Genomic DNA, 23,846 nt, shown 5'->3' on the forward strand with positions numbered 1-23,846 from the left:
TATCACGTCAACAGCGTTTTGTTGTTTTTCATAGCCAGTTCGATGCTTTTGTAATAGTCGACGGCTACGTTGTATCGGATCAGGCAGCCGATACACATTTCTTCAATGGCTTCAGGGCATGACTTCGCCAATGGCATCAGCACGCGATAGAGAAGTTGCTTGCCGTGATTGGCATCAATCTTTATATGCATGTCGTGGTAATAGATGACGTCTTCGGGCATGTGCAGACGACGCATGGCCTTGACTGTTCGGGAGAACCGGTAGGGCGCAGTGTGTTCAAGAATCGCCAGTGCGCCCAGTAGACGAGGGTGATACTGGCGCCGTAATGCGTACATCAGCAGCAGATTGCCGTTCTTCAGGGCCTCCGCCGGCGCTTGTTGAACGCGGGCCTGGGGGCCGATGAGTTCGTGCAGTGTTGCTGCGGATTTACGGAACAGCACGGTATGCATTTCGGATAGCGTACCCAGGCCCATTTCGTCCCAGTAGTTTTCCGCAAGCGCCAACTTCATATCGCCTGTCATGCCCAATTGTGCCAGGGCGATGACGTCATCGAAGCGACCGTCGACCTGCTCTTCCATGGCGATGTAAAAGCTCAGTTCTTCAAGCGTCGACTCTTCAGCCAGCCAAGTGAAAAACGCTGAAACCTCATCGCGATGAGTCGAATGCAGGCGGGTGTACCACTTCAAAAATTCGGCAGCGTTCTTTGGCAACCGGGTTTTATCGAGACGACTTTCTTCGTAGGCGTTCCATTCATCTTCCAGTCTATGGGTGCGCGTATATTCGTGGTGAATCGGCGCCATTTTATAAGCGCTTGGTTCGGCCAGTTCACGAAGATAAAACGAGTTGAGCGCGGTCTGTTCCGATAGCGAGTTTATGGTCGACGGCGGCGTGGTCGTCTGATCCGTGGAACGATCTTGTAGAGTCATTTCAGTTCCTTTGCTTTACCAGGGGCGAGCAGTCGCCAGACGCGAGCACGTGCCACGCCCCGTCGGAGTTAGCGTTCAGTCTTGCAACAGGCGCTGCGCGGGTCAGCTTTTGCGCATTGAGCGGAGCAGTCCCAAGTAAAAACTTTTATAGGAGACTTCCAGGTAACGGCAGTTTTCATGAATTTTTTCGTGCAGGTCGTGCAGACGGTCAATAGGCAATCCGGGCATCAGATGATGCTCAACGTGGTAGTTATTGCCGTTGGTGAACCAGTTCATGAATGCGTTGCTTTTGATGGTTCTGGTGTTTTCGTAGGGGTCTGTCGAATCCGTTGCGCAACGGAAATGCTCTGGCATCTCAATCAGGGCGTGTACCGGAGCCGCGACAAACATGAGCGGAATAATCCACAGATAGACGATGATTTCATAACCGAACTGAAAGGAGACCAAACCCAATAACGCAATCATCAATACCATCGAAAGATGATCTCGCTTGATCCGTTTGGAAACGTTGCTGGAAACGTTTTGGTACTGCGAGCTAAACGCAATGAACACATTTTTGAAAAAACGTGGGTAGTGCGAAACCATCAAAAGTCTGGTTAATAGCGCGCTGATGGAACGAAGGGATAACTCACCATATTGATCACCGTAATCAAAGAACTCCCGATTTTCCGGAGTGCCCAGGTAACGATGGTGGTGCATATGGCTGGCTTTGTAATCAGCAAATGAAACCAACATTGGCAGACCGAGCAGTATGCCGAACAGCTCGTTAAGCTTTTTATTCCGGAATCCCTGTGAGTGCAGGACTTGATGTTGAAGTTCCACGCCATGGGCGAACATTGATCCAAGAAGAATGACGCCTATGGCGATTTCCCATGGATGACCACTCAGTGCCAGACAACCACCGGTTACAATCAGCGCTAAGTAGATTGCAAATTTCAGTGCAAACGTTACATCGCTGGACCTGCTCTGAATATCGGTCAATGCCAATCGATTGGCATTAGTAAATGTAGTTCTCTGCACAACTCACTCCGTCGAACTGAACAAGAATTTCGCTGATATTTTCTAATCGTTAGGCAAGCTATCGAGTTGATTTTTAATCATTCCATTATGTGTACCTTTTACAGGCTCTGGTGTTAACTAATACCTCCGGTTTGAATGTTTAATTGTTCAGCTCGGGTGCTTCTGAAATACATCAAGTTTGATGAATGGCAATAACGCCAAGCAATCGCGCGCAGTACAACTGTGAGGGATCTAACGGTTGTGCCTGCAGTATCGATTCTCAATAGATTCCGCTTCGAAGTAAAAAAGATATTGTTGATCACCCATAAGGAAAACGGATGTTTGATTACAAATTGCTTTCTGCTCTCTCTGCGGTCATTGAACAGGGAGGCTTCGAACGAGCAGCCCAGGTTCTTGGTCTGTCCCAACCCGCAGTGTCACAGCGAATCAAGCTATTGGAGGCCAGGGTCGGCCGTCCGGTGTTAGTGCGCGTGACGCCACCGGTGCCAACCGAGATAGGGCGGCGGCTGCTTTATCATGTTCAGCAGGTGCGGTTACTTGAGCGTGATCTTCAGAGTCATGTGCCTTCTCTGGATGAAGACGGGTCCCCGGAACGCCTGCGTGTCGCCCTGAACGCTGACAGCCTGGCGACATGGTGGGCGCGATCAGTGGGCGATTTTTGCGCCGAGCAGAATTTGTTGCTGGATCTGGTCGTCGAGGATCAAGCGGTCAGTCTCAGGCGTATGCGTGCTGGTGAGGTGGCGGCCTGTGTGTGTGCCACTGAACGGCCAATGGCGGGGGCGCGCAGTCTGTTGCTCGGTGCCATGCGCTACCGCGCAGTGGCGAGTCCGGAGTTTATCGCCCGACATTTTCCGAACGGTATCAATGCCCAGTTGATTGCCCGCACGCCGGCGCTGGTGTTTGGCCCCGACGATTTTCTGCAGCACCGTTATCTCGCAGCCTTGGGCGTGCTCGGAAGTTTCGAGCACCATTTCTGTCCGTCATCAGAAGGATTTATACGACTGACAGAGGCCGGATTGGGTTGGGGTCTGGTTCCGGAGTTGCAGATTCTCGATCATCTGCAGCGTGGCTTGCTGGTCGAGTTGATACCCGACAAGCCAACCGATGTGCCGTTGTACTGGCACCATTGGCGCAATAGTGGCGAGTTGTTGGGCAAGCTGACCGAACATCTCGCGCAATCATCAAAACGATGGCTGGTGCCGCTGGATTCCCTGGCAAACATTCCTCGCCATATCGCTTCCATTCATCAGCCACGCTTCCCGATGCCCACTGAGCACGACAGTCATTCCTGTCTGACGATGAGCAGCAAAGTATAAGAACGTTGTGTTGAACTGAAACAGGACTGTCAGGTGGGGATAACGCGCCCCCTGACAGTTTCGGCTCAGCCGTTCAGGTGACGGCCGCCACACTTTCCAACCGATAGCCGTAGCCATAAATTGTCAGCAGTTGCCAGCCACGATCCGCCGTCAGTCCGAGCTTGTTGCGCAGGCGATAGATATGCGTGTCCAACGGTCGCGACGAAGCCATTTCCTCATGGGGCCAGAACCGTTCATACAGGTAGTCCCGCGACAATGGCCGTCCGAGGTTGCTGAACAGGCAACGCGCGAGACGGTATTCCCGTTCGGTCATGACGATCGGCTTGCCCTCGCGGGTGACCGTCAGTTCCGCATCGTCAAACGCCAAGTCATTGAAACTCAGCACTTCGGCAGCGGCTGGACGCTGTTGACTGTGCCGGCGCAACACCGCCGCCACGCGTGCTTTCAGTTCATTGGGACGGAACGGTTTACTCACGTAATCATCGGCGCCTGCGTTCAAGGCCTGGACGATATCGCTTTCGCCATCGCGACTGGTCAGCATGATCGCTGCCGGTGGCGCTTCCATGTGCTCGCGGGTCCAGCGCAGCAGGGCCAGACCCGTGAGATCGGGTAACTGCCAATCGAGGATCAGCAGGTCGAAGGTTTCCCGGCGTAGCTGTCGCAGCAGGTCTTCACCACGCTCGAAGCTGTGCAGCGACCACGGCTGCTCGCCAGCGTCGGCCATTTGCTGCAGGGTTTGCTCGACCCGACGCAGTTCGGCGGGTTCGTCGTCCAGTATCGCAACGCGCATACGCGATGATTCCTTGATGCTTGGGCAGTTGGCCGACAACCATAGTCGCTCCGCCATTGCTGGGAAAGTAAGCGGCCCGCCATTGGTCGACGTCCGCTATGATTCTTCGGGTCTACGTCTCAGACCTGTGGCCCATGAAACCATTCACATCGCCCTGCCCTGTTTCCCTATGAACAACAATCGTCGGCGTGAAAGCCGAGAGCCGAGCCAAGTGCAGCGACTGTTTCGACAGCTGGTGCGCGAGTGGTTGTGGATAAGTCTAGTGCTGTTGCCGCTGACTGCGCTGTTGTCGTATCGCGCGCAGGTCAATCTGCAGGATGCAACGCCTGTTACGGGAGCGTTGTTATCGGTAGGGCTGGTGGCTTGTGTGCTGGGGTTGCTGTTGTGGCGACCGCGATGGGCACTTTGGCTAACGCTGATCGGCATGGCGTGTGTGTTGTTGATCAGTGCCGGGCTAGCGGAAATGCGCCACTGGTGGTCGCCGACACCGGCGGTGCTGGGTATGTTGTTCGGCTATTTGATCTGGAACTGGCGGCGTCTGAGTGTGGTGCTGACGTATTTCGGCTGGGAGCTGGCGCGGCTGGACAGCGAGCCGAAAGTGTTCCCCGAACGTCGTCGTACGCAATTTACCGGGACTGATCGCTTGCAGGGCCAGATCATGGCGCTTGAACAGGCCATGAGTCGCACCCGAGATACCCGTCGCTTTATTGCCGACGGTCTGGAGTACTTGCCCGTCGCCACACTGATCAGCGATCCCAGAGGCCAGATCCTGTTGGGCAATCGCAAGGCTCGTCAGCTATTCGATCACAATCTGGTGGGGGACGACGTCCTCGATCAACTGGCCAGCCTCGGTTATCCGGAGTTGTCCACAGAGCCGCGCCCGTCGCTGTCGGCCATGCCGTTGTTGGAGTTTCGCGATCACAAGGAACGCAGCCTGCGCCTGGAGCGTGCCGCACTGCTGCCGGTGGACGGAGACACGCCAATCGGTTGGCTGCTGAGCCTTACCGATCTCAGCGCCGAACGTGCTGCCGAGGAGCAACGTGGAGTATTACTGCGCTTTCTTTCCCATGATCTGCGTGCCCCGCATTCGGCCATCCTCGCCCTGCTCGATGTTCATCGCCATCAGGCCCAGGTGGATTCGCCGTTGTTCGACCAGATCGAGCGGCAGGTGCGTCGCGCGCTGGATCTGACCGATGGTTTCGTCTTGCTGGCGCGGGCCGAGTCCGAGGCCTATCAGTTCCAGCCGAGCCTGTTCGCGATGTTGGTGCTGGACGTGCTGGATCAGGCTTTGCCCATCGCCCAGCAGAAACGTATCGAACTGCTGCACGACATGGATGAGCAATCCCAGGAGCGCCTGATCATGGCTGACCAGGGACTACTGACGCGTGCGCTGTTCAACCTGCTGGAAAACGCGATCAAGTACAGCCCGGCAGACACCACGATTGAACTACGAGTCAGTTGCCACGGAGAGTGGCTATGTTGCGAACTGACCGATCAAGGCAAAGGCATCGCCGAACAAGAGTTGCCTGATCTGTTCAGTCAGTACCGACGCTTTTCCTCGGCCCAGGGCATCGACGGCGTGGGCCTCGGCCTGTCGATGGTCAAAGCGGTGGTCGATCACCATGGCGGCAGAATCGAATGCCGCAGCATGGTCGATCAAGGCACCACGTTCCTGCTTGAGTTACCGTTGATCCCCGAATGATCAGGCACAAAAAAACCGGCTATATCAGCCGGTTTTTTTACTTCCGAAAAAAACTTATGCACCTTTTACGGTGTTTTATGAGCTTGAGAAATATATAAGTAAATCAATCACTTAATTTCAATATTCAAGCGTTTTCAACAAAACCGTACACAGGTTATCCACAAAATCTCAGACAGCGATCTGATCGCTTGCCGCCGGTGCCTGCGGGGTGGGTGGCAGCGAACCCATTTCCCGCTGAGTCTTCTCGTTCCAGGCTTGCACCCGGTCGTTCAGCTCGGCGATGGCGCGAGGGCCAGTACCTTCGGCGTACATCGGCTCGCCGATGACTACAGTGATCACGCCAGACTTCTTGCCCCAACCGATTTTCGGCCAGAACTTGCCGGCATTGTGTGCAATCGGCAGGACCGGAAGCGCCGCATTCACCGCCAAAGCGCTACCACTGCGGGAGAATTTGCCGACAGTGCCGTAAGGAACACGCGTACCTTCCGGGAAGATCAGCACCCAAACGTTGTCCTTGAGCAGTTCATCACCTTTGGCGGCGACCTGTTTCAAAGCAGCTTTCGGGTTGTCGCGATCAATCGCGATCGGCCGCAACATGGCCATGGCCCAGCCGAAGAACGGCACGTAAAGCAATTCGCGTTTGAGCACTTGGCTCAATGGCGAAAAATAGGCGGAGAGAAAGAACGTCTCCCAGGTGCTCTGATGGTTCGACTGAATCACGCAGGGCCGGTCAGGCACGTTTTCCGCACCTTTGATTTCGTAACGAATACCGAGGAACACCTTGGTCAACCACAAGGCGCAACGGCACCAGTACACGTTGATAAAACGATAGCGCGCCTTGAACGGCAGAAACGGCGCGATAAAAAAACTCAAGCTGCACCACAGCAGGGAGGTGGTGCCCAGCAGCAGGTAAAAGAGAAAAATCCTGATGGCCCGCAGTATCGACATAGTGACGTTTACCGTTACGGGGCAATGCCCGAGTGTTCAAGCGCACTCCCGATCAATCCCTGGTCAGGAAATTCAGAAGTACTCTAGTTGTGGATAAGTTCTGCGGCAATCGCCGCCAGATCGTCAAAAATCAGAGTGCCAACCGGCAGGGTTTTGCCCTGAGTCTTTGCGCCTTTTCCGGTCTTTACCAAAACTGGCTGTGAATCGACGGCTTTGGCGGCCTCCAGGTCACCAAGGCTGTCGCCGACGAACCAGACATTGTTCAGTTCGACGTTGTAATGCGCCGCGATGGTTTTCAACATCCCCGGTTTCGGCTTGCGGCAATCGCAGCCTTCGTCCGGCCCATGCGGGCAATACACGATCAGCCCGACTTCACCGCCCTGCTCCGCGACCAGTTCGCGCAAGCGCGCGTGCATGGCATCCAAGGTGGCGAGGTCGTAATAGCCGCGCGCAATGCCCGACTGGTTGGTGGCCACTGCCACCGTCCAGCCGGCCTTGCTCAACTGCGCAATCGCTTCGATCGAGCCGGGCAACGGAATCCACTCCGCCACTGACTTGATGTAAGCGTCGGAGTCGTAATTGATCACTCCGTCCCGATCGAGAATCAGCAGTTTCAACAGCAATCCCTCAACCCAGCAGCGAAATGTCGGCAACACCGAGGAACAGACCACGCAAACGCGCCAACAGCGCGTAACGGTTGGCCCGCACATTGGCGTCGTCGGCATTGACCATCACCGCGTCGAAGAACGCATCGACCGGCTCACGCAATGCCGCCAGGCGTGCCAGCGATTCGTTGTACTGACGGGCAGCGGCCATTGGCTGTACAGCCTGATCTGCTTGCTGGATCGCCGAGTACAGCGAGAACTCGTTGGCGTTGTCGAAGTACTTGGCTTGCACCTCGGTCGGTACCGCGCCTTCGAGTTTGCTCAACAGGTTCGATACACGCTTGTTCACCGCCGCCAGCGCTGCCGCTTCCGGCAGTTTGCGGAAGGCTTGCACCGCTTGCACACGTTGGTCGAAGTCCAGCGCCGAACCCGGCTTCAGGGCACGTACCGACAGGTAAGTGGCTACTTCGACGCCTTCATCTTCGTAACGCGCACGCAGACGGTCGAAGATGAATTCCAGAACGGCTTCGTTGAGACCGGCTGCCTTCACCTTGGCACCGAACGCATTCACCGCGAATGCGACGGCGTCGTTCAGGTCCAGATCGAGTTTTTTCTCGATCAGGATACGCAGCACACCCAGTGCCGCACGGCGCAGGGCATACGGGTCTTTGCTGCCGGTTGGCAGCATGCCGATACCGAAGATACCGACCAGAGTGTCGAGCTTGTCGGCGATGGCAACGGCTGCACCGGTCAGGGTCGCTGGCAGTTCTGCACCGGCACCGCGTGGCATGTACTGCTCGTTCAGCGCCAGCGCGACGTCTTCCGGCTCGCCGTCATTGAGGGCGTAGTAGTAACCGGCGACACCTTGCATCTCCGGGAACTCGCCGACCATTTCGGTGGCCAGGTCGCACTTCGACAGCAGGCCCGCACGAGCAGCCCACGAGGCGTTGCCGCCAATGCGTGCGGCGATGTACGCAGCCAGTTTCGATACGCGCTCGGCCTTGTCGTAGACGCTGCCGAGTTTTTCCTGGAACACCACGTTCTTCAGGCGATCATTGAAGGCTTCGAGTTTCTGCTTCTTGTCTTGCTTGAAGAAGAACTCGGCGTCGGTCAGACGTGGGCGAACCACTTTCTCGTTACCGGCGATGATCTGCTGCGGGTCTTTGCTTTCGATGTTGGCCACAGTAATGAAACGTGGCAGCAACTTGCCGTCGGCATCCAGCAGGCAGAAGTACTTCTGGTTGTCCTGCATGGTGGTGATCAGCGCTTCTTGCGGCACGTCGAGGAAACGTTCCTCGAATGAGCACACCAGCGGCACCGGCCATTCAACCAGCGCGGTCACTTCGTCGAGCAGCGCTGGCGGAACGATTGCCGTGCCTTCCTGACGGGTGGCCAGCTCTTCGGTGCGCTTGCTGATGATCTCGCGACGTTCGTTGGCATCGGCCAGCACGTAAGCGGCACGCAGGTCGGCGAGGTAGCTCGACGGCGAACCGATGCGCACGCTTTGCGGGTGATGGAAACGGTGACCACGGGAATCACGGCCAGCCTTTTGCGCGAGGATGGTGCAGTCGATGACCTGGTCACCGAGCAGCATCACCAGCCATTGGGTCGGACGCACGAACTCTTCCTTGCGCGCACCCCAACGCATGCGTTTCGGGATTGGCAGGTCGTTCAGCGAATCTTCGACGATGGTCGGCAGCAGGCTTGCGGTCGGCTTGCCGGCGATGCTCTGGCTGTAGCGCAGTTTCGGGCCGCTCTGATCGATTTCGCTCAGATCGACGCCGCACTTCTTGGCAAAACCCAAGGCTGCTTGCGTTGGATTGCCTTCAGCGTCGAACGCCGCCTGACGTGGCGGGCCATCGAGGTTGATGCTGCGATCCGGTTGCTGAGTCGCCAGCGCGGTGATCAGCACAGCCAGACGACGCGGCGCGGCGTAGACGGTTTTAGTCTCGTAGCTCAGGCCAGCGGCTTGCAGGCCCTTGTCGATACCGGCGAGGAACGCTTCAGCCAAGGTGTTCAGGGCTTTCGGTGGCAGTTCTTCGGTGCCCAGTTCAACCAGAAAATCTTGCGCACTCATTGTGCTGCCTCCAGCTTGGCCAGTACTTCGTCACGCAGGTCCGGGGTCGCCATCGGGAAGCCCAGCTTGGCGCGTGCCAGCAGGTAGGCTTGCGCAACGGAACGCGCCAGGGTGCGTACGCGCAGAATGTATTGCTGACGCGCGGTCACCGAGATCGCCCGGCGCGCATCCAGCAGGTTGAAGGTGTGCGACGCCTTCAACACCATTTCGTAGCTCGGCAACGGCAGCGGCTGGTCGAGTTCGATCAGGCGCTTGGCTTCGCTTTCATAGAAGTCGAACAGTTCGAACAGTTTGTCGACGTTGGCGTGCTCGAAGTTGTAAGTGGACTGCTCCACTTCGTTCTGGTGGAACACGTCGCCGTAGGTGACTTTGCCCATCGGGCCGTCAGCCCAGACCAGGTCGTAGACCGAGTCCACGCCTTGCAGGTACATGGCCAGACGCTCGAGACCGTAGGTGATCTCGCCGGTTACCGGGTAGCACTCGATGCCGCCCGCCTGCTGGAAGTAAGTGAACTGAGTCACTTCCATACCGTTCAGCCAGACTTCCCAGCCCAGACCCCAGGCGCCGAGGGTCGGCGATTCCCAGTTGTCTTCGACGAAGCGAATGTCGTGGACCAGCGGGTCCAGGCCGACATGCTTGAGCGAGCCCAGGTACAGTTCCTGGAAGTTGTCCGGGTTCGGTTTCAGGACGACCTGGAACTGATAGTAGTGCTGCAGACGGTTCGGGTTTTCACCGTAACGGCCGTCAGTTGGACGGCGGCTTGGCTGCACGTAAGCGGCGTTCCAGGTTTCCGGGCCGATGGCGCGGAGGAAGGTCGCGGTGTGGAAAGTGCCGGCGCCTACTTCCATATCGTAGGGCTGAAGTACCACGCAACCTTGCTCGGCCCAGTATTGCTGGAGCGCGAGGATCAAGTCTTGGAAGGTACGCACGGCTGGCGTAGGCTGGCTCACGAAATTCACCTGTTTCTTGGGCTGCGATTTAAAGAGCGGGAGTATACCCGATTCATTGCTGCGCACGCCCCCTGGAGCCTTATGCCACGCTGCTTTTGGTGTACCGAAGATCCGCTGTACATGGCTTATCACGACCAGGAGTGGGGCACGCCGCTACGCGATGCGCAGGGTTTGTTCGAGTTGCTTTTGCTCGAAGGGTTCCAGGCCGGGCTGTCGTGGATCACCGTGCTGCGCAAACGCGAGCGTTATCGCGAGGTGTTGTTCGGCTTCGATGTGCAGCGCGTGGCGCAGATGAGCGACGCCGAAATCGACGAATTGATGCTCGATCCGGGGATCATCCGCAACCGCCTCAAACTCAATGCCGCCCGCCGTAATGCCCAGGCCTGGCTGGCGCTGGAGGACCCGGTGGCGTTCCTCTGGTCGTTCGTCGGTGACCAACCGATCATCAATCATTTCAAGGATCGCAGCGAAGTCCCGGCGATCACCCCCGAAGCGCTGGCGATGAGCAAAGCCTTGAAAAAGGCCGGGTTCACGTTCGTCGGCCCGACCATTTGCTACGCATTGATGCAAGCCTCGGGCATGGTCATGGATCACACTCAGGATTGCGACCGCTACGCGCAGCTCGCCAACGGCGGTTAGAATGGCCGCCTCGCGCACCGCACAAGATCAGGAGTGACCTGTGGAAAAGTTTAAAGGCGCCTTGCTGGTAGGCGCTCTGCGGCTGTTTGCCCTGCTGCCATGGCGGGCCGTGCAGGCCGTGGGTTCGGCGATCGGCTGGATCATGTGGAAAACCCCCAACCGCTCCCGCGACGTGGTGCGGATCAACCTAGCGAAATGTTTTCCACAGATGGATACGGCCGAACGTGAGCGTCTGGTCGGGCAGAGCCTGAAAGACATCGGCAAGTCGCTGACCGAAAGCGCCTGCGCGTGGATCTGGCCAGCGCAGCGCTCGATCGACCTGGTGCGCGAAGTCGAAGGCCTCGACGTGCTGAAAGACGCTCTGGCCTCGGGCAAAGGCGTAGTCGGCATCACCAGCCACCTTGGTAACTGGGAAGTGCTCAATCACTTCTATTGCAGCCAGTGCAAGCCGATCATTTTCTACCGTCCGCCGAAGCTCAAGGCTGTGGATGAATTGCTGCGCAAACAGCGCGTGCAACTGGGCAACAAAGTCGCCGCGTCGACCAAGGAAGGCATCCTCAGCGTCATCAAGGAAGTGCGCAAAGGTGGTGCAGTGGGCATTCCCGCTGACCCGGAACCGGCCGAATCCGCCGGGATCTTCGTGCCGTTCTTCGCCACTCAAGCGCTGACCAGCAAATTCGTGCCGAACATGCTCGCCGGCGGCAAAGCCGTCGGCGTGTTCCTGCATGCGCTGCGCCTGCCCGACGGTTCTGGCTACAAAGTCATCCTCGAGGCCGCACCGGACGCCATGTACAGCACCGATACCGCCGAATCCTGCGCAGCGATGAGCAAGGTGGTTGAGCGTTATGTCGCGGCGTATCCAAGCCAGTATATGTGGAGTATGAAGCGCTTCAAGAAACGCCCGCCGGGCGAAGAGCGCTGGTATTGAGCTGATTGGCATGATCTGTGGATAACCTCTCTGGCGAGGTTATCCACAACCGTTCATCAAAGGGCGCAACAAGATGTCCGAACACCGCAAATCTTTCCGCATCAAGATTACCCACGACAGCTTTGGCGAATGCCTCGGGCAGACGCGCAATCTGTCGCCTACCGGGGTGTTTGTGCAGCATCCGGTTTTGGCTTCTTTGCCCAAAGGTGCAGTGGTTTACGGCCAGGTGCAGGGGTTACCCACAGGCGCGCCGCGGGTGCGTATGGAAGTGGTGACGGTAGATGCCGACGGTATCGGACTTCGCTACCTTTGATTTACTGCGCCTGACGATCCAGCTTCTTCAGAAACACCGTCATTTCCTTTTCGGCCTGCTTGTCGCCATGGGCGCGGGCCGCTTCCAGACCTTGTTCCCACGCTTGCCGCGCGGCGGCGTGATCGCCCAGCGCCAGATGCGCCTTGCCCAATAGTTTCCATGCGGCCGAATACTTGGGGTCGAAGGCGACACAGCGTTGGAAATGCTCGGCGGCCTTGGCGTTTTCGCCCAGATCCAGATAGCCCTTGCCCAGGCCGAAGCGCAGCAGGGAGTTATCCACACCCTTGGCGAGCATTTTTTCCAGGGATTCGAGCATCGGTGGATTCCTTTTCTAGTGCGTCAGAAAGATCTGCGGTGCCGCCATCGCTGGCAAGCCAGCTCCCACAAGGATCTCGGGTGCACATCACATTTGTGAACAACCGAAAAACCTGTGGGAGCTGGCTTGCCAGCGATGGGGCCAATGAAGGCACCGCTCATTCAGGATCAGAAGAAGCTCAACCCCACATGAAACAGCTTCTCCACATCGCGAATATGCTTTTTATCCACGAGGAACAGAATCACATGGTCGCCCGCCTCGATCACCGTGTCATCGTGGGCAATGATCACTTGTTCATTGCGGATCACCGCACCAATCGTAGTGCCGGGCGGCAGGCCGATCTTCTCGATAGGTTTGCCGATCACCTTGCTCGACTTCGCATCACCGTGGGCAATTGCTTCGATCGCTTCTGCGGCACCGCGACGCAATGAATGCACGCTGACAATATCGCCACGGCGCACGTGGGCCAGCAGCGTGCCGATGGTCGCCAGCTGCGGGCTGATGGCGATGTCGATGTCGCCGCCCTGGATCAGATCAACGTAGGCCGGGTTGTTGATGATCGTCATGACCTTTTTCGCCCCCAGCCGTTTGGCCAGCAGCGACGACATGATGTTGGCTTCGTCATCGTTGGTCAGCGCGAGAAAAATGTCGGCGTCGGCGATGTTCTCTTCCAGCAGCAAATCACGGTCAGAAGCGCTGCCCTGCAAGACCACGGTGCTGTCGAGGGTGTCGGAGAGATAACGGCAACGCGCCGGGCTCATCTCGATGATTTTCACCTGATAACGGCTTTCGATGGCCTCGGCCAGACGCTCGCCGATCTGCCCGCCACCGGCAATGACAATGCGTTTGTAGGTTTCGTCGAGGCGGCGCATTTCGCTCATCACTGCGCGAATATTCTCACGGGCAGCGATGAAGAAGACTTCGTCATCGGCCTCGATCACGGTATCGCCCTGGGGCAGAATCGGTCGGTCACGGCGGAAAATCGCTGCCACGCGCGTCTCGACATTCGGCATGTGTTCGCGCAACTGCCGTAGTTGCTGACCTACCAGCGGGCCGCCGTAATAGGCGCGCACCGCCACCAATTGCGCAGCGCCTTCGGCGAAATCGATCACCTGCAAAGCGCCGGGATGCTGGATCAGGCGCTTGATGTAGTTGGTCACCACTTGCTCGGGGCTGATCAACACGTCGACCGGAATCGCTTCGTTCTGGAACAGCTGTTCCTCGCGATTGAGGTAAGACGCTTCGCGCACCCGGGCGATTTTGGTCGGGGTGTGGAACAGGGTGTGGGCCACCTGGCAGGCGACCATGTTGGTCTCGTCGCTGTTGGTCACCGCCACCAGCATGTCGGCGTCGTCGGCACCGGCCTGACGCAGCACCGACGGCAGCGAGCCACGGCCCTGCACGGTGCGGATGTCGAGGCGGTCGCCGAGGTCGCGCAGGCGTTCGCCGTCGGTGTCGACCACCGTAATGTCGTTGGCTTCACTGGCCAAATGCTCGGCCAGCGAACCGCCGACCTGTCCCGCACCGAGGATGATGATTTTCATCCAGTCACTCCGTTGAATCCGTTTAGCCGCGCGCGGCAGCGATCTTGATCAGCTTGGCGTAGTAGAACCCGTCATGGCCGCCCTGCTGGGCCAGCAATTGGCGACCATGGGGCTGTTTGATTCCGGCCGTGGTGGCCAGATCCAGTTCGCGGGCACCGGGGGTGCGCTCGAGGAACGCGGCGATGACTTCGGTGTTCTCGGTCGGCAGGGTCGAGCAAGTGGCGTAGAGCAGGATGCCGCCGACTTCGAGGGTTTTCCACATGGCGTCGAGCAGCTCGCCTTGCAATTGCGCGAGGGCAACGATGTCGTCCGGTTGACGCGTCAGCTTGATGTCTGGATGGCGGCGAATCACGCCAGTGGCCGAGCATGGTGCGTCGAGCAGGATGCGCTGGAACGGTTTGCCGTCCCACCATTTCTCGGTGTCGCGACCGTCGGCGGCGATCAGTTCGGCATTCAGACCAAGGCGTTCAAGGTTTTCCTTAACGCGCACCAGTCGTTTGGCTTCCAGATCCACCGCTACCACGCCGGCCAGCGCCGGTTCGGCTTCGAGAATGTGGCAGGTCTTGCCACCAGGGGCGCAACAGGCGTCGAGCACGCGTTGGCCCGGCGCCAGATCAAGCAGATCGGCAGCCAGTTGCGCGGCCTCGTCCTGCACGCTGATCCAGCCTTCGGCGAAACCCGGCAGGCTGCGCACGTCGGCAGCGGCTTCAAGGATGATGCCGTCGCGGCTGTAAACGCATGGCGTCGCAGCAATGCCCGCCTCGGTCAGCAGACCAAGGTAGGCGTCGCGGCTGTGATGGCGGCGGTTGACCCGCAGAATCATCGGCGGATGCGCATTGTTCGCTTCGCAAATGGCCTCCCACTGCTCAGGCCAGAAGGCCTTGAGGGATTTTTGCAGCCAGCGCGGGTGAGCAGTGCGCACCACCGGATCACGTTCCAGTTCGGCGAAAATTGTTTCGCTTTCGCGCTGGGCGTTGCGCAATACGGCGTTGAGCAGGCCCTTGGCCCACGGCTTTTTCAGTTTGTCGGCGCAACCGACGGTTTCGCCGATGGCGGCGTGGGCCGGCACGCGGGTGTAGAGCAATTGGTAGAGACCGACCAGCAGCAGCGCTTCGACATCGGCGTCGGCGGCCTTGAACGGTTTCTGCAGCAGTTTTTCCGCCAGCGCCGACAGGCGTGGCTGCCATCGCGCAGTGCCGAAGGCCAGATCCTGAGTGAAACCGCGATCGCGATCCTCGACTTTGTCCAGTTGCGTGGGCAGGGAGCTGTTCAGCGAGGCTTTGCCGCTGAGCACGGCGGCGAGTGCCTTGGCGGCGGCCAGACGCGGGTTCATTGCGCGTCCACCGCTGCGCCGAGTACGGTGCCGAGAGCAAACTTCTCACGGCGGCTGTTGAACAGGTCGCTGAAGTTCAGTGCCTTGCCGCCAGGCAATTGCAGACGGGTCAGGCACAGCGCTTGTTCGCCGCAAGCGACGACCAGGCCGTCCTTGCTGGCGCTGAGGATTTCACCCGGCGCGCCATTGCCCTCGGCAAGCGTCGCCGCCAGAACTTTCAGTGTTTCACCGTTAAGGGTGCTGTGGGTGATCGGCCATGGGTTGAAGGCGCGCACCAGTCGCTCCAGCTCAACCGCCGGGCGGCTCCAGTCGATGCGTGCTTCGTCCTTGTTGAGCTTGTGCGCGTAGGTGGCGAGCTCGTCGTTTTGCACTTCGCCTTCCAGCGTGCCAGCAGCCAGACCGGCAATCGCTTGCACCACGGCCGGCGGACCCATCTCGGCGAGACGATCATGCAAGGAGCCGCCAGTGTCTTCACCGGTGATCGGCGTGACGACCTTGAGCAACATCGGCCCGGTGTCGAGGCCGGCCTCCATGCGCATTACGGTAACGCCGCTCTCGGCATCACCGTGTTCGACGGCGCGCTGGATCGGCGCCGCACCGCGCCAGCGTGGCAGCAACGAGGCATGGCTGTTGATGCAGCCCAGACGCGGAATATCCAGCACCACTTGCGGCAGGATCAGGCCGTAGGCGACCACCACCAGCAAGTCCGGTTTCAGCGCGGCCAGTTCAGCCTGTGCATCGGCGTTGCGCAAAGTCGGCGGCTGCAACACCTGGATATTATTTTCCAGGGCGAGCTGTTTGACCGGGCTCGGCATCAGTTTTTGCCCGCGACCGGCCGGGCGATCCGGTTGGGTGTAGACCGCAACGATCTCGTAGGGGCTGTTCAGCAGGGCCTTGAGGTGTTCGGCGGCGAATTCCGGGGTGCCGGCAAAAACGATGCGCAGTGGCTCAGTCATGAAGGGCGTCTCATAAAAAGAAAAAGGCTTGCCGCAGCAAGCCTTTGAAGGAGGGGCATCAAGCGTTCTGGCGGTGCTGCTTTTCCAGTTTCTTCTTGATCCGGTCGCGTTTGAGCGTGGACAGGTAATCGACGAACAATTTGCCGTTGAGGTGGTCGCATTCGTGCTGGATGCACACCGCGAGCAGGCCTTCGGCGATCAGCTCATAAGGCTTGCCGTCGCGGTCCAGCGCCTTGATCCTGACCTTTTGCGGGCGGTCGACGTTTTCGTAGAAACCCGGTACCGACAGGCAGCCTTCCTGGTATTGGTCCATTTCTTCGGTCAGCGATTCGAACTCGGGGTTGATGAACACCCGCGGTTCGGTGCGGTCTTCGGAAAGGTCCATCACGACGATACGTTTGTGCACGTTGACCTGGGTCGCGGCAAGGCCGATGCCCGGCGCTTCATACATTGTTTCAAACATGTCATCGACCAACTGACGCACTTCGTCGTCCACTACAGCCACAGGCTTGGCGATAGTGCGCAGACGCGGGTCCGGGAATTCGAGGATGTTTAAAATGGCCATAGGCTTTGATTGCTGCACACGTTGAGTAAAGTCGGGCGATGGCCTGGCAGGTCCGAAGATGCAGGCTACCGTTGTGAAGCGTAGCTTGTGCATTTTGCACAAGCGAGCCACGGGGGCTCTGACGGTTCACGCGAATGCACATGATAAAGGGATTCACTGCATGAGGAAAACACTACTCGCCCTGCTGCTGTTGGCTTCGGCCGGCGTGGTGCAAGGGCAAGTGCAACTCAGGGATGGTTTTCCACAGCAATACACGGTGGTTTCGGGGGACACACTCTGGGACATATCCGGCAAATACCTGCGCGAGCCCTGGCAGTGGCCACAACTGTGGCGAGCCAATCCGCAAATCGAAAACCCCAACCTGATCTATCCCGGCGACACGCTGACCCTCAGTTATGTCGACGGTCAGCCGCGTCTGACCGTCAATCGCGGCGAGTCGCGCGGCACCATCAAGCTCTCGCCACGGATCCGTACCAGCCCGGTGGCCGAGGCGATTCCGAGCATTCCGCTGAAATCCATCAACAGCTTTCTGCTGAGCAATCGCATCGTCGACAAGGCCGAGGACTTCGACAAGGCGCCGTACATCGTCGCCGGCGATGCCGAACGCGTGCTCAGCGGTACCGGTGACCGCATCTTCGCTCGCGGCCATTTCGACCCCGATCAACCGGTCTACGGGATCTTCCGTCAGGGCAAGGTCTACACCGATCCGCAGACCAAGGAGTTCCTCGGGATCAATGCCGACGACATCGGTGGCGGTGAGATTGTCGCGACCGAAGGCGACGTCGCCACTCTCGCCCTGCAACGCACCACTCAGGAAGTACGCCTCGGCGATCGTTTGTTCAGCGGCGAAGAGCGCTCGATCAACTCGACCTTCATGCCCAGCGCACCAACGACCAACATCAACGGAGTGATCATCGATGTGCCGCGCGGTGTTACCCAGATTGGCGTGATGGACGTAGTCACGTTGAACAAGGGCAAGCGCGACGGTCTGGCCGAAGGCAACGTGCTGGTGGTGATGAAAACCGGCGAAACCGTGCGTGATCGCATCACCGGTCAGCCGCTGAAAATTCCCGATGAGCGCGCCGGTTTGCTGATGGTGTTCCGCACCTACGACAAACTCAGCTATGGCCTCGTGCTCAACGCATCGCGCTCGCTGGCGGTGCTCGACAAGGTGCGAAATCCGTAAGCTTGCTTCACAAGTTACCAACAGAGTTATCCACAGCTTGTTCCGAATGGTTCGGGACTTATAACGATCAAGGATGATCCATGATGCTGTCTGTCTGCACGCCGGTTTCGCCAGCGGAACTGGAAGCGCGTCTGCGCCTGCACCGCTTGCCGGACATCGGTCCGAAGCGGTTTGCCAAATTGCTCGAAGCTTTCGGCTCGGCGTCCAAAGCCATCAGCGCGCCAGCGAGTGCCTGGCGCTCGCTGGGAATGCCGGCGGCCTGCGCCGAAGCGCGACGCTGTCCTGAGGTGCGCGATGGCGCGAGCCATGCAATGCGCTGGCTAGAGCGGTCGGATCATCATTTGCTGATGTGGGATCAGGCGGATTATCCGGCGCTGCTGGCACAGATTCCGGATCCACCGCCGTTGCTGTTTGTCGCCGGGGATCCACTGATTCTGGAAAAACCGCAACTGGCAATGGTGGGTAGCCGACGCGCTTCGCGTCCGGGAATGGACACGGCAGCGGCGTTTTCCCGCAGCCTCGCCGGGGCCGGTTTTGTCATCACCAGCGGTCTGGCACTGGGCATTGATGCCGCTGCGCATCAGGCGGCACTGGATGTCGGTGGCTTGACCGTCGGTGTGTTGGGTACCGGGCTGGAAAATTTTTATCCACAGCGCAATCGGCGCCTGGCTGACGCGATGATCGCGTCCGGCAGCGCAGTGCTTTCGGAGTTCCCGCTGGATGCCGGGCCGACGGCGAGCAACTTCCCGCGTCGTAACCGGATCATCAGCGGATTGTCTCTGGGAGTGCTGGTGGTCGAGGCCAGCGTTGCCAGCGGTTCATTGATCACTGCGCGGCTGGCAGCCGAACAGGGGCGCGAGGTGTATGCGATTCCCGGCTCGATTCATCACCCCGGCGCGCGCGGTTGTCACCAATTGATTCGCGACGGCGCGGTGTTGGTGGAAACCATCGAGCACATCCTCGAAGCCCTGCGTGGCTGGCAGCATTTGCCATTGTCCGCAGACACCGCGAAAGTCGATCATCCATTGCTCATATTGCTGCACGCCGCGCCGCACACCAGCGAAGGCTTGGCCGACAGCAGCGGCTGGGCGTTACCGAAAGTGCTGGCGGCACTCACCGAACTGGAAATGGACGGCCGCGCGGTATGCGAAAACGGTCGCTGGTTGGCCAGGACAAGCTAGGTTTTACAAGGAAGATCGGTAAACTGCGCGAAACCTGATTGCGGAGAGTTTTTTCATGGTCAACAGTTGGCGTGTGCAACAAGCCGCACGAGAGATTCGCGCCGGGGCGGTGATTGCCTATCCAACCGAAGCCGTCTGGGGGCTGGGTTGCGACCCATGGAACGAAGAGGCCGTGGATCGGTTGCTGGCGATCAAGAATCGATCGGTGGTCAAAGGGCTGATTCTGGTTGCCGACAATATTCGCCAGTTCGATTTTCTGTTCGAAGACTTCCCGCCAGAGTGGATCGACCGCATGGCCAGCACCTGGCCGGGGCCGAACACTTGGCTGGTGCCGCATCAAGGTTTGTTGCCCGAATGGGTGACCGGTATGCACGACACCGTGGCGCTACGGGTCAGTGATCACCCGCAGGTGCGCGATCTGTGCTCGATGGTCGGGCCGTTGATTTCGACCTCTGCCAACCCACAGGGGCGCCCGGCAGCGCGCACCCGCTTGCGGGTTGAGCAATATTTCCGTGGGCAGATCGATCTGATACTGGGCGGGCAACTGGGTGGGCGCAAGAACCCCAGCGTGATTCGTGATCTGGCGACCGGCAAAGTCATCCGTCCCGACTGATCCAGCCTCTAACATTAGTAACGTGAGTACTCCTCGCCTTGACGGCGAGGAGTACTACGCGTGCCTGCGATTTATCCTGCAATGATGCTTGTTGTTGCGTCGGAAAAATCATCAACTATCTGAATTAACTGAATTTTCCCACCTGATTATCAGACCGCGTTTCGTGGCGGTATCGCCAAAAGCAACCATCCTTTCCCTGCACTCGAAACACTTCGATAAGTTAAGGTCTGCGGAGAAAGAATGGACACTACGGATTTGCAACTCACGGAATACTTGCAGACGCTTCAGGTGACGTTAAACAGTCATCAGGAGGGATGCCGGATCGTGATGCTTGAAGCGGGGTCGGATACCCAAGTGTTCGATCGGTTTATCGAACGGCAATTTCGGCTTCGGCTGCAGCATTACATGCTGACGTCCAGGGCGCGGATGCTCGAAACCCGACTGGCGACACGGCCGCGAAGTACCCACTTTCTGTTGTATCGGCACGATCAGTTGCTGGCGGTATTGAGGGCCACTCCGGCGCCGTTCGAGTGGGCTTCACTGGCGCAGCAGCATGTTTCGCCCACGGTGGCGTTATCACGCCATGTCGAACTCAGTCGCTTGATCTCGTACGCGCCCAGCGAACAGCCTATTGCCGTCGACAGTCTGATGGCGGCCGCTGCCGAGTGGGCCATAAAACAGGGCTATCAAGGTGTCACTGCGTTGTGCAGGGCATCGCAGTTGCGCCTGTACCAGCGTTTCGGTCTGATGCCGGTTGCCTCCAATCCCATGCATATCGAACAGCGCGCACGCGGGGATTACTGGGTGCTGTCAGCCGAGTGGCGGCAAATCCTCGCAGCGTTGCAACAGCCTGATTCCGCGACTGTCGGTCATCGGACGCCAAGACCGTCGGCGGCTCATCCACAGAAGTACTGAACACGCTCGAAGCGTCCTGTCAGTCATGGATCTGAAACCCTGACTGGCAGGACGCCGGGAGGTATCAAGGCAGTAGGACGGTGGAACCGGTGGTGCGGCGTGCCGACAGTTCGGTTTGCGCCTTCGCCGCATCAGCCAGTGGATAACGCTGGCTGATGTCCACCTTCAACTTGCCGCTGATGATCATCTCGAACAATTCATCGGCCATCCGCTGCAGGTTTTCGGCATTGTTGGCATAAGTTGCCAGTGTCGGCCGGGTTACGTAGAGCGAGCCTTTGGCGGCAAGAATGCCCAGATTGACCCCGTCCACCGCGCCGGAAGCATTACCGAAGCTTACGACCAGACCGCGCGGCGACACACTGTCGAGAGAGGTCAGCCAGGTGTCCTTGCCGACGCCGTCATAGACCACCGGGACTTTCTTGCCATCGGTCAACTCCAGCACGCGTTGCGCAACGTTTTCGTGGCTGTAATCGATGGTCGCCCAGGCGCCATTGGCCTTGGCCAGCTCGGCCTTCTCTTTGGAGCTGACGGTGCCGATCAGCTTCACGCCCAAGGCCTTGGCCCATTGGCAGGCGAGCGAACCGACACCCCCTGCCGCAGCGTGGAACAGAATGGTTTCACCGCCCTTGAGCTCATAAGTCTGACGCAACAGATACTGCACGGTCAGGCCTTTGAGCATGACCCCGGCAGCCGTTTCGAAGCTGATTTCGTCGGGCAGGTGCACCAGATTGTCCTGGGGCAGCACATGCAATTCGCTGTAGGCCCCCAACGGGCCGCTGCCGTAGGCCACGCGATCACCGACCTTGAAGCGGGTGACGTCGCTGCCCACGGCCTCGACGATGCCCGCACCTTCAGCGCCCAGGCCGGACGGCAAGGCTGGCGGCGCATACAGGCCGCTACGGAAATAGGTATCGATGAAGTTCAGGCCGATGGCCTTGTTGGCAACGCGTACCTGATTCGGGCCGGGGGTGGCGGGTTGATAGTCAACATATTCGAGCACTTCGGGGCCGCCGTGGGCGCGGAACTGGATACGCTTTGCCATTTGCCTGCTCTCCTTGGGTCTTTTGTGAGCCCCCTATCCAACTCCCATGCTTGATCTTCGTCAACTGCGGCGCGCCGTTGTGCGGTGGTATGCTACGCGCCCATTTGCGTCGCCCGCCTGCGGGGCGCCGCCCGATTCAAGGTGAAGCCATGACGACCCGCACCGACGCCGTAAAGGCCTATCTGCTCGACCTGCAAGACCGCATCTGCGCGGCTCTCGAAACCGAGGACGGCGGCACGCGCTTCGTCGAAGACGCCTGGACCCGGCCCGCCGGCGGTGGCGGTCGCACCCGCGTGATCGAGAACGGTACGGTGATCGAAAAGGGCGGCGTCAACTTTTCCCACGTCTTCGGCAGTGGTCTGCCACCGTCGGCCAGCGCCCATCGCCCGGAATTGGCCGGTCGCGGTTTCGAAGCGCTTGGCGTGTCGCTGGTGATCCATCCGCACAACCCGCATGTGCCGACTTCCCACGCCAACGTGCGTTTTTTCATTGCCGAGAAGGAAGGTGAAGAGCCGGTCTGGTGGTTCGGCGGCGGCTTCGACCTGACCCCGTATTACGGCAACGAAGAAGACTGCATCCACTGGCACCGCGTCGCCGAGCAGGCTTGCGCGCCGTTCGGGGCGGATGTCTACCCGCGCTATAAAGCCTGGTGCGACACCTACTTCCACATCAAGCATCGCCACGAACCGCGCGGCATCGGCGGTCTGTTCTTCGATGACCTGAACGAGTGGGACTTCGACACCAGCTTCGCCTTCATGCGCGCCATCGGCGACGCTTACATCGACGCCTATCTGCCGATCGTGCAGCGCCGTAAAAACGATGCTTTCACCGCGCAGCAGCGTGAATTCCAGGAATTCCGCCGTGGCCGTTACGTCGAGTTCAACCTGGTGTACGACCGTGGCACGCTGTTCGGCCTGCAATCGGGCGGGCGAACCGAATCGATCCTGATGTCGCTGCCGCCGCAAGTGCGCTGGGGTTATGACTGGAAGGCTGCACCTGGCAGCGAAGAAGCGCGTCTGACCGAGTACTTCCTGCAAGACCGCGACTGGTTAGGCGAAGCCTGAGGATTTCTGATGGATCGTTACGTCGTTTTCGGTAACCCGATCGGCCACAGCAAATCGCCGATGATTCACAAACTGTTCGCTGCGCAGACCGGTCAGAGCCTCGACTACTGCACGCTGCTGGCGCCGCTTGATGATTTCGCCGGCTGCGCCACGGCGTTTTTCCAGGACGGTCGCGGTGCCAACGTTACCGTGCCGTTCAAGGAAGACGCTTACCGTTTGGCCAATAGCCTGACTGCTCGTGCGCAGCGGGCCGGTGCGGTGAATACCTTGAGCAAACTGGCGGACGGCTCGCTGCTGGGTGACAACACCGACGGCGCCGGACTGGTGCGTGATCTGACGGTGAACGCCGGGTTCAGCCTGACCGGCAAACGCATCCTGCTGCTCGGTGCCGGTGGCGCGGTGCGCGGTGCGCTGGAGCCGTTGCTGGCGGAACAACCGGCCTCGGTGATCATCGCCAACCGCACGGTGGACAAGGCTGAATTGCTGGCCGAGTTGTTCTGCGACCTCGGGCCGGTGTCAGCCAGTGGTTTCGACTGGTTGCGCGAGCCGGTGGACGTGATCATCAACGCTACATCTGCCAGCCTGACCGGTGATGTGCCGCCGATTGCGCCGAGCCTGATCGAGCCGGGCAAGACCCTGTGCTACGACATGATGTACGGCAAGGAACCGACAGCGTTCTGCCGTTGGGCCACTGAGCATGGCGCAGCGGTGGTGATGGATGGCTTGGGGATGCTTGCTGAACAGGCGGCTGAGGCGTTCTTCCTGTGGCGCGGTGTACGCCCGGACACCGCGCCAGTACTCGCCGAACTGCGCCGGCAACTGGCCCAATAAGTACCATGTGGGAGCGAGCCTGCTCGCGAAAGCGGTCTGTCTGACACATCAATGTTGGATGTGCCGCAGTCTTCGCGAGCAGGCTC

24 protein-coding genes are annotated in these 23,846 nt (G+C 59.1%); 11 read left to right on the plus strand and 13 right to left on the minus strand.

What is annotated here, in order from left to right:
- Window positions 1-2 precede the first annotated feature (2 nt).
- A complete protein-coding gene (locus PMI23_RS16680; RefSeq protein ID WP_007911878.1) occupies window positions 3-926 on the minus strand; it encodes an iron-containing redox enzyme family protein in 924 nt (307 codons plus the stop codon).
- Window positions 927-1,028: 102 nt separating this feature from the next.
- A complete protein-coding gene (locus PMI23_RS16685; RefSeq protein ID WP_007911876.1) occupies window positions 1,029-1,946 on the minus strand; it encodes a fatty acid desaturase family protein in 918 nt (305 codons plus the stop codon).
- A gap of 317 nt (window positions 1,947-2,263) precedes the next feature.
- On the opposite strand from PMI23_RS16685, the gene PMI23_RS16690 reads away from it, so the two are divergent.
- On the plus strand, window positions 2,264-3,262 hold the full coding sequence (locus PMI23_RS16690; protein WP_007911875.1) for a LysR family transcriptional regulator ArgP: 999 nt from the start codon (window positions 2,264-2,266) through the stop codon (window positions 3,260-3,262).
- 73 nt (window positions 3,263-3,335) lie between these two features.
- Here PMI23_RS16690 and PMI23_RS16695 read toward each other — a convergent pair whose 3' ends face one another.
- On the minus strand, window positions 3,336-4,052 hold the full coding sequence (locus PMI23_RS16695; RefSeq protein ID WP_007911873.1) for a response regulator transcription factor: 717 nt from the start codon (window positions 4,050-4,052) through the stop codon (window positions 3,336-3,338).
- A 169-nt stretch (window positions 4,053-4,221) separates the two neighbouring features.
- Here PMI23_RS16695 and PMI23_RS16700 point away from each other — a divergent pair, with 169 nt between their 5' ends.
- Window positions 4,222-5,754, plus strand: coding sequence for a sensor histidine kinase (locus tag PMI23_RS16700; RefSeq protein ID WP_042704970.1), 1,533 nt, complete (start codon window positions 4,222-4,224; stop codon window positions 5,752-5,754).
- Between the two features lie 168 nt (window positions 5,755-5,922).
- On the opposite strand, the gene PMI23_RS16705 is transcribed toward PMI23_RS16700, so the two are convergent.
- The 4 genes from PMI23_RS16705 to glyQ all read right to left on the minus strand — a co-directional run bounded on the left by PMI23_RS16705 (window position 5,923) and on the right by glyQ (window position 10,334).
- On the minus strand, window positions 5,923-6,702 hold the full coding sequence (locus PMI23_RS16705) for a lysophospholipid acyltransferase family protein (protein ID WP_007911870.1): 780 nt from the start codon (window positions 6,700-6,702) through the stop codon (window positions 5,923-5,925).
- Between the two features lie 83 nt (window positions 6,703-6,785).
- Window positions 6,786-7,325: a D-glycero-beta-D-manno-heptose 1,7-bisphosphate 7-phosphatase gene (gene gmhB, locus PMI23_RS16710; protein ID WP_176472334.1), complete on the minus strand. Its 540-nt coding sequence runs from the start codon at window positions 7,323-7,325 to the stop codon at window positions 6,786-6,788.
- A 4-nt stretch (window positions 7,326-7,329) separates the two neighbouring features.
- Window positions 7,330-9,384, minus strand: coding sequence for a glycine--tRNA ligase subunit beta (glyS, locus tag PMI23_RS16715; protein ID WP_007911868.1), 2,055 nt, complete (start codon window positions 9,382-9,384; stop codon window positions 7,330-7,332).
- A complete protein-coding gene (gene glyQ, locus PMI23_RS16720; protein ID WP_025112261.1) occupies window positions 9,381-10,334 on the minus strand; it encodes a glycine--tRNA ligase subunit alpha in 954 nt (317 codons plus the stop codon). The genes glyS and glyQ overlap by 4 nt, the downstream gene beginning before the upstream one ends.
- 81 nt (window positions 10,335-10,415) lie before the next feature.
- On the opposite strand from glyQ, the gene PMI23_RS16725 reads away from it, so the two are divergent.
- From PMI23_RS16725 to PMI23_RS16735, 3 genes are all read left to right on the plus strand, one after another.
- The gene (locus PMI23_RS16725; RefSeq protein ID WP_007911866.1) at window positions 10,416-10,973 is read left to right on the plus strand and encodes a DNA-3-methyladenine glycosylase I; all 558 of its coding nucleotides are present in this window, start codon (window positions 10,416-10,418) and stop codon (window positions 10,971-10,973) included.
- A 40-nt stretch (window positions 10,974-11,013) separates the two neighbouring features.
- Window positions 11,014-11,901: a lysophospholipid acyltransferase gene (locus tag PMI23_RS16730; RefSeq protein ID WP_007911865.1), complete on the plus strand. Its 888-nt coding sequence runs from the start codon at window positions 11,014-11,016 to the stop codon at window positions 11,899-11,901.
- Between the two features lie 73 nt (window positions 11,902-11,974).
- Window positions 11,975-12,214 (plus strand): PilZ domain-containing protein, encoded by a 240-nt coding sequence (locus PMI23_RS16735; protein WP_007911864.1) that lies wholly within the window; start codon window positions 11,975-11,977, stop codon window positions 12,212-12,214.
- 1 nt (window position 12,215) lies between these two features.
- Here PMI23_RS16735 and PMI23_RS16740 read toward each other — a convergent pair whose 3' ends face one another.
- From PMI23_RS16740 to def, 5 genes are all read right to left on the minus strand, one after another.
- A complete protein-coding gene (locus tag PMI23_RS16740; protein WP_007911863.1) occupies window positions 12,216-12,530 on the minus strand; it encodes a tetratricopeptide repeat protein in 315 nt (104 codons plus the stop codon).
- Between the two features lie 167 nt (window positions 12,531-12,697).
- Window positions 12,698-14,074, minus strand: coding sequence for a Trk system potassium transporter TrkA (trkA, locus tag PMI23_RS16745; RefSeq protein WP_007911861.1), 1,377 nt, complete (start codon window positions 14,072-14,074; stop codon window positions 12,698-12,700).
- A gap of 22 nt (window positions 14,075-14,096) precedes the next feature.
- The gene (rsmB, locus tag PMI23_RS16750; protein WP_007911860.1) at window positions 14,097-15,407 is read right to left on the minus strand and encodes a 16S rRNA (cytosine(967)-C(5))-methyltransferase RsmB; all 1,311 of its coding nucleotides are present in this window, start codon (window positions 15,405-15,407) and stop codon (window positions 14,097-14,099) included.
- Window positions 15,404-16,363: a methionyl-tRNA formyltransferase gene (gene fmt, locus PMI23_RS16755; RefSeq protein ID WP_007911859.1), complete on the minus strand. Its 960-nt coding sequence runs from the start codon at window positions 16,361-16,363 to the stop codon at window positions 15,404-15,406. The genes rsmB and fmt overlap by 4 nt, the downstream gene beginning before the upstream one ends.
- A 58-nt stretch (window positions 16,364-16,421) precedes the next feature.
- Complete coding sequence (def, locus tag PMI23_RS16760) at window positions 16,422-16,928, minus strand: peptide deformylase (protein ID WP_007911858.1); 507 nt, start codon at window positions 16,926-16,928, stop codon at window positions 16,422-16,424.
- 160 nt (window positions 16,929-17,088) lie between these two features.
- Here def and PMI23_RS16765 point away from each other — a divergent pair, with 160 nt between their 5' ends.
- From PMI23_RS16765 to PMI23_RS16780, 4 genes are all read left to right on the plus strand, one after another.
- On the plus strand, window positions 17,089-18,114 hold the full coding sequence (locus PMI23_RS16765) for a LysM peptidoglycan-binding domain-containing protein (protein WP_007911857.1): 1,026 nt from the start codon (window positions 17,089-17,091) through the stop codon (window positions 18,112-18,114).
- An 80-nt stretch (window positions 18,115-18,194) separates the two neighbouring features.
- The gene (dprA, locus tag PMI23_RS16770) at window positions 18,195-19,295 is read left to right on the plus strand and encodes a DNA-processing protein DprA (protein WP_007911856.1); all 1,101 of its coding nucleotides are present in this window, start codon (window positions 18,195-18,197) and stop codon (window positions 19,293-19,295) included.
- A gap of 55 nt (window positions 19,296-19,350) precedes the next feature.
- The gene (locus tag PMI23_RS16775; RefSeq protein WP_007911854.1) at window positions 19,351-19,908 is read left to right on the plus strand and encodes an L-threonylcarbamoyladenylate synthase; all 558 of its coding nucleotides are present in this window, start codon (window positions 19,351-19,353) and stop codon (window positions 19,906-19,908) included.
- 240 nt (window positions 19,909-20,148) lie between these two features.
- A complete protein-coding gene (locus PMI23_RS16780; protein WP_007911853.1) occupies window positions 20,149-20,823 on the plus strand; it encodes a hypothetical protein in 675 nt (224 codons plus the stop codon).
- Between the two features lie 64 nt (window positions 20,824-20,887).
- Here PMI23_RS16780 and PMI23_RS16785 read toward each other — a convergent pair whose 3' ends face one another.
- Window positions 20,888-21,865, minus strand: a complete 978-nt coding sequence (locus tag PMI23_RS16785) for a quinone oxidoreductase family protein (protein WP_007911852.1) — start codon at window positions 21,863-21,865, stop codon at window positions 20,888-20,890.
- Between the two features lie 149 nt (window positions 21,866-22,014).
- Between PMI23_RS16785 and hemF the strand changes: the two genes are divergently transcribed.
- Complete coding sequence (gene hemF / locus PMI23_RS16790; protein ID WP_007911850.1) at window positions 22,015-22,929, plus strand: oxygen-dependent coproporphyrinogen oxidase; 915 nt, start codon at window positions 22,015-22,017, stop codon at window positions 22,927-22,929.
- Window positions 22,930-22,938: 9 nt separating this feature from the next.
- Window positions 22,939-23,760 (plus strand): shikimate dehydrogenase, encoded by an 822-nt coding sequence (aroE, locus tag PMI23_RS16795; RefSeq protein ID WP_007911848.1) that lies wholly within the window; start codon window positions 22,939-22,941, stop codon window positions 23,758-23,760.
- The last annotated feature ends 86 nt before the right edge of the window (window positions 23,761-23,846 follow it).

This window comes from Pseudomonas sp. GM24 (genome assembly GCF_000282235.1).
In the GTDB taxonomy this organism is placed as follows: Bacteria; Pseudomonadota; Gammaproteobacteria; order Pseudomonadales; family Pseudomonadaceae; genus Aquipseudomonas.

Bases quoted from the DNA above. Each gene is read 5' to 3' on its own strand.
- PMI23_RS16780 (WP_007911853.1), top strand. From the start codon at position 20,149: ATGGACACTACGGATTTGCAACTCACGGAATACTTGCAGACGCTTCAG.
- dprA (WP_007911856.1), top strand. From the start codon at position 18,195: ATGATGCTGTCTGTCTGCACGCCGGTTTCGCCAGCGGAACTGGAAGCG.
- PMI23_RS16735 (WP_007911864.1), top strand. From the start codon at position 11,975: ATGTCCGAACACCGCAAATCTTTCCGCATCAAGATTACCCACGACAGC.
- PMI23_RS16680 (WP_007911878.1), bottom strand. From the start codon at position 926: ATGACTCTACAAGATCGTTCCACGGATCAGACGACCACGCCGCCGTCG.
- def (WP_007911858.1), bottom strand. From the start codon at position 16,928: ATGGCCATTTTAAACATCCTCGAATTCCCGGACCCGCGTCTGCGCACT.
- PMI23_RS16785 (WP_007911852.1), bottom strand. From the start codon at position 21,865: ATGGCAAAGCGTATCCAGTTCCGCGCCCACGGCGGCCCCGAAGTGCTC.
- fmt (WP_007911859.1), bottom strand. From the start codon at position 16,363: ATGACTGAGCCACTGCGCATCGTTTTTGCCGGCACCCCGGAATTCGCC.
- trkA (WP_007911861.1), bottom strand. From the start codon at position 14,074: ATGAAAATCATCATCCTCGGTGCGGGACAGGTCGGCGGTTCGCTGGCC.
- aroE (WP_007911848.1), top strand. From the start codon at position 22,939: ATGGATCGTTACGTCGTTTTCGGTAACCCGATCGGCCACAGCAAATCG.
- PMI23_RS16700 (WP_042704970.1), top strand. From the start codon at position 4,222: ATGAACAACAATCGTCGGCGTGAAAGCCGAGAGCCGAGCCAAGTGCAG.
- PMI23_RS16695 (WP_007911873.1), bottom strand. From the start codon at position 4,052: ATGCGCGTTGCGATACTGGACGACGAACCCGCCGAACTGCGTCGGGTC.
- PMI23_RS16765 (WP_007911857.1), top strand. From the start codon at position 17,089: ATGAGGAAAACACTACTCGCCCTGCTGCTGTTGGCTTCGGCCGGCGTG.
- glyS (WP_007911868.1), bottom strand. From the start codon at position 9,384: ATGAGTGCGCAAGATTTTCTGGTTGAACTGGGCACCGAAGAACTGCCA.
- PMI23_RS16725 (WP_007911866.1), top strand. From the start codon at position 10,416: ATGCCACGCTGCTTTTGGTGTACCGAAGATCCGCTGTACATGGCTTAT.
- PMI23_RS16775 (WP_007911854.1), top strand. From the start codon at position 19,351: ATGGTCAACAGTTGGCGTGTGCAACAAGCCGCACGAGAGATTCGCGCC.
- rsmB (WP_007911860.1), bottom strand. From the start codon at position 15,407: ATGAACCCGCGTCTGGCCGCCGCCAAGGCACTCGCCGCCGTGCTCAGC.
- hemF (WP_007911850.1), top strand. From the start codon at position 22,015: ATGACGACCCGCACCGACGCCGTAAAGGCCTATCTGCTCGACCTGCAA.
- PMI23_RS16705 (WP_007911870.1), bottom strand. From the start codon at position 6,702: ATGTCGATACTGCGGGCCATCAGGATTTTTCTCTTTTACCTGCTGCTG.
- PMI23_RS16690 (WP_007911875.1), top strand. From the start codon at position 2,264: ATGTTTGATTACAAATTGCTTTCTGCTCTCTCTGCGGTCATTGAACAG.
- PMI23_RS16740 (WP_007911863.1), bottom strand. From the start codon at position 12,530: ATGCTCGAATCCCTGGAAAAAATGCTCGCCAAGGGTGTGGATAACTCC.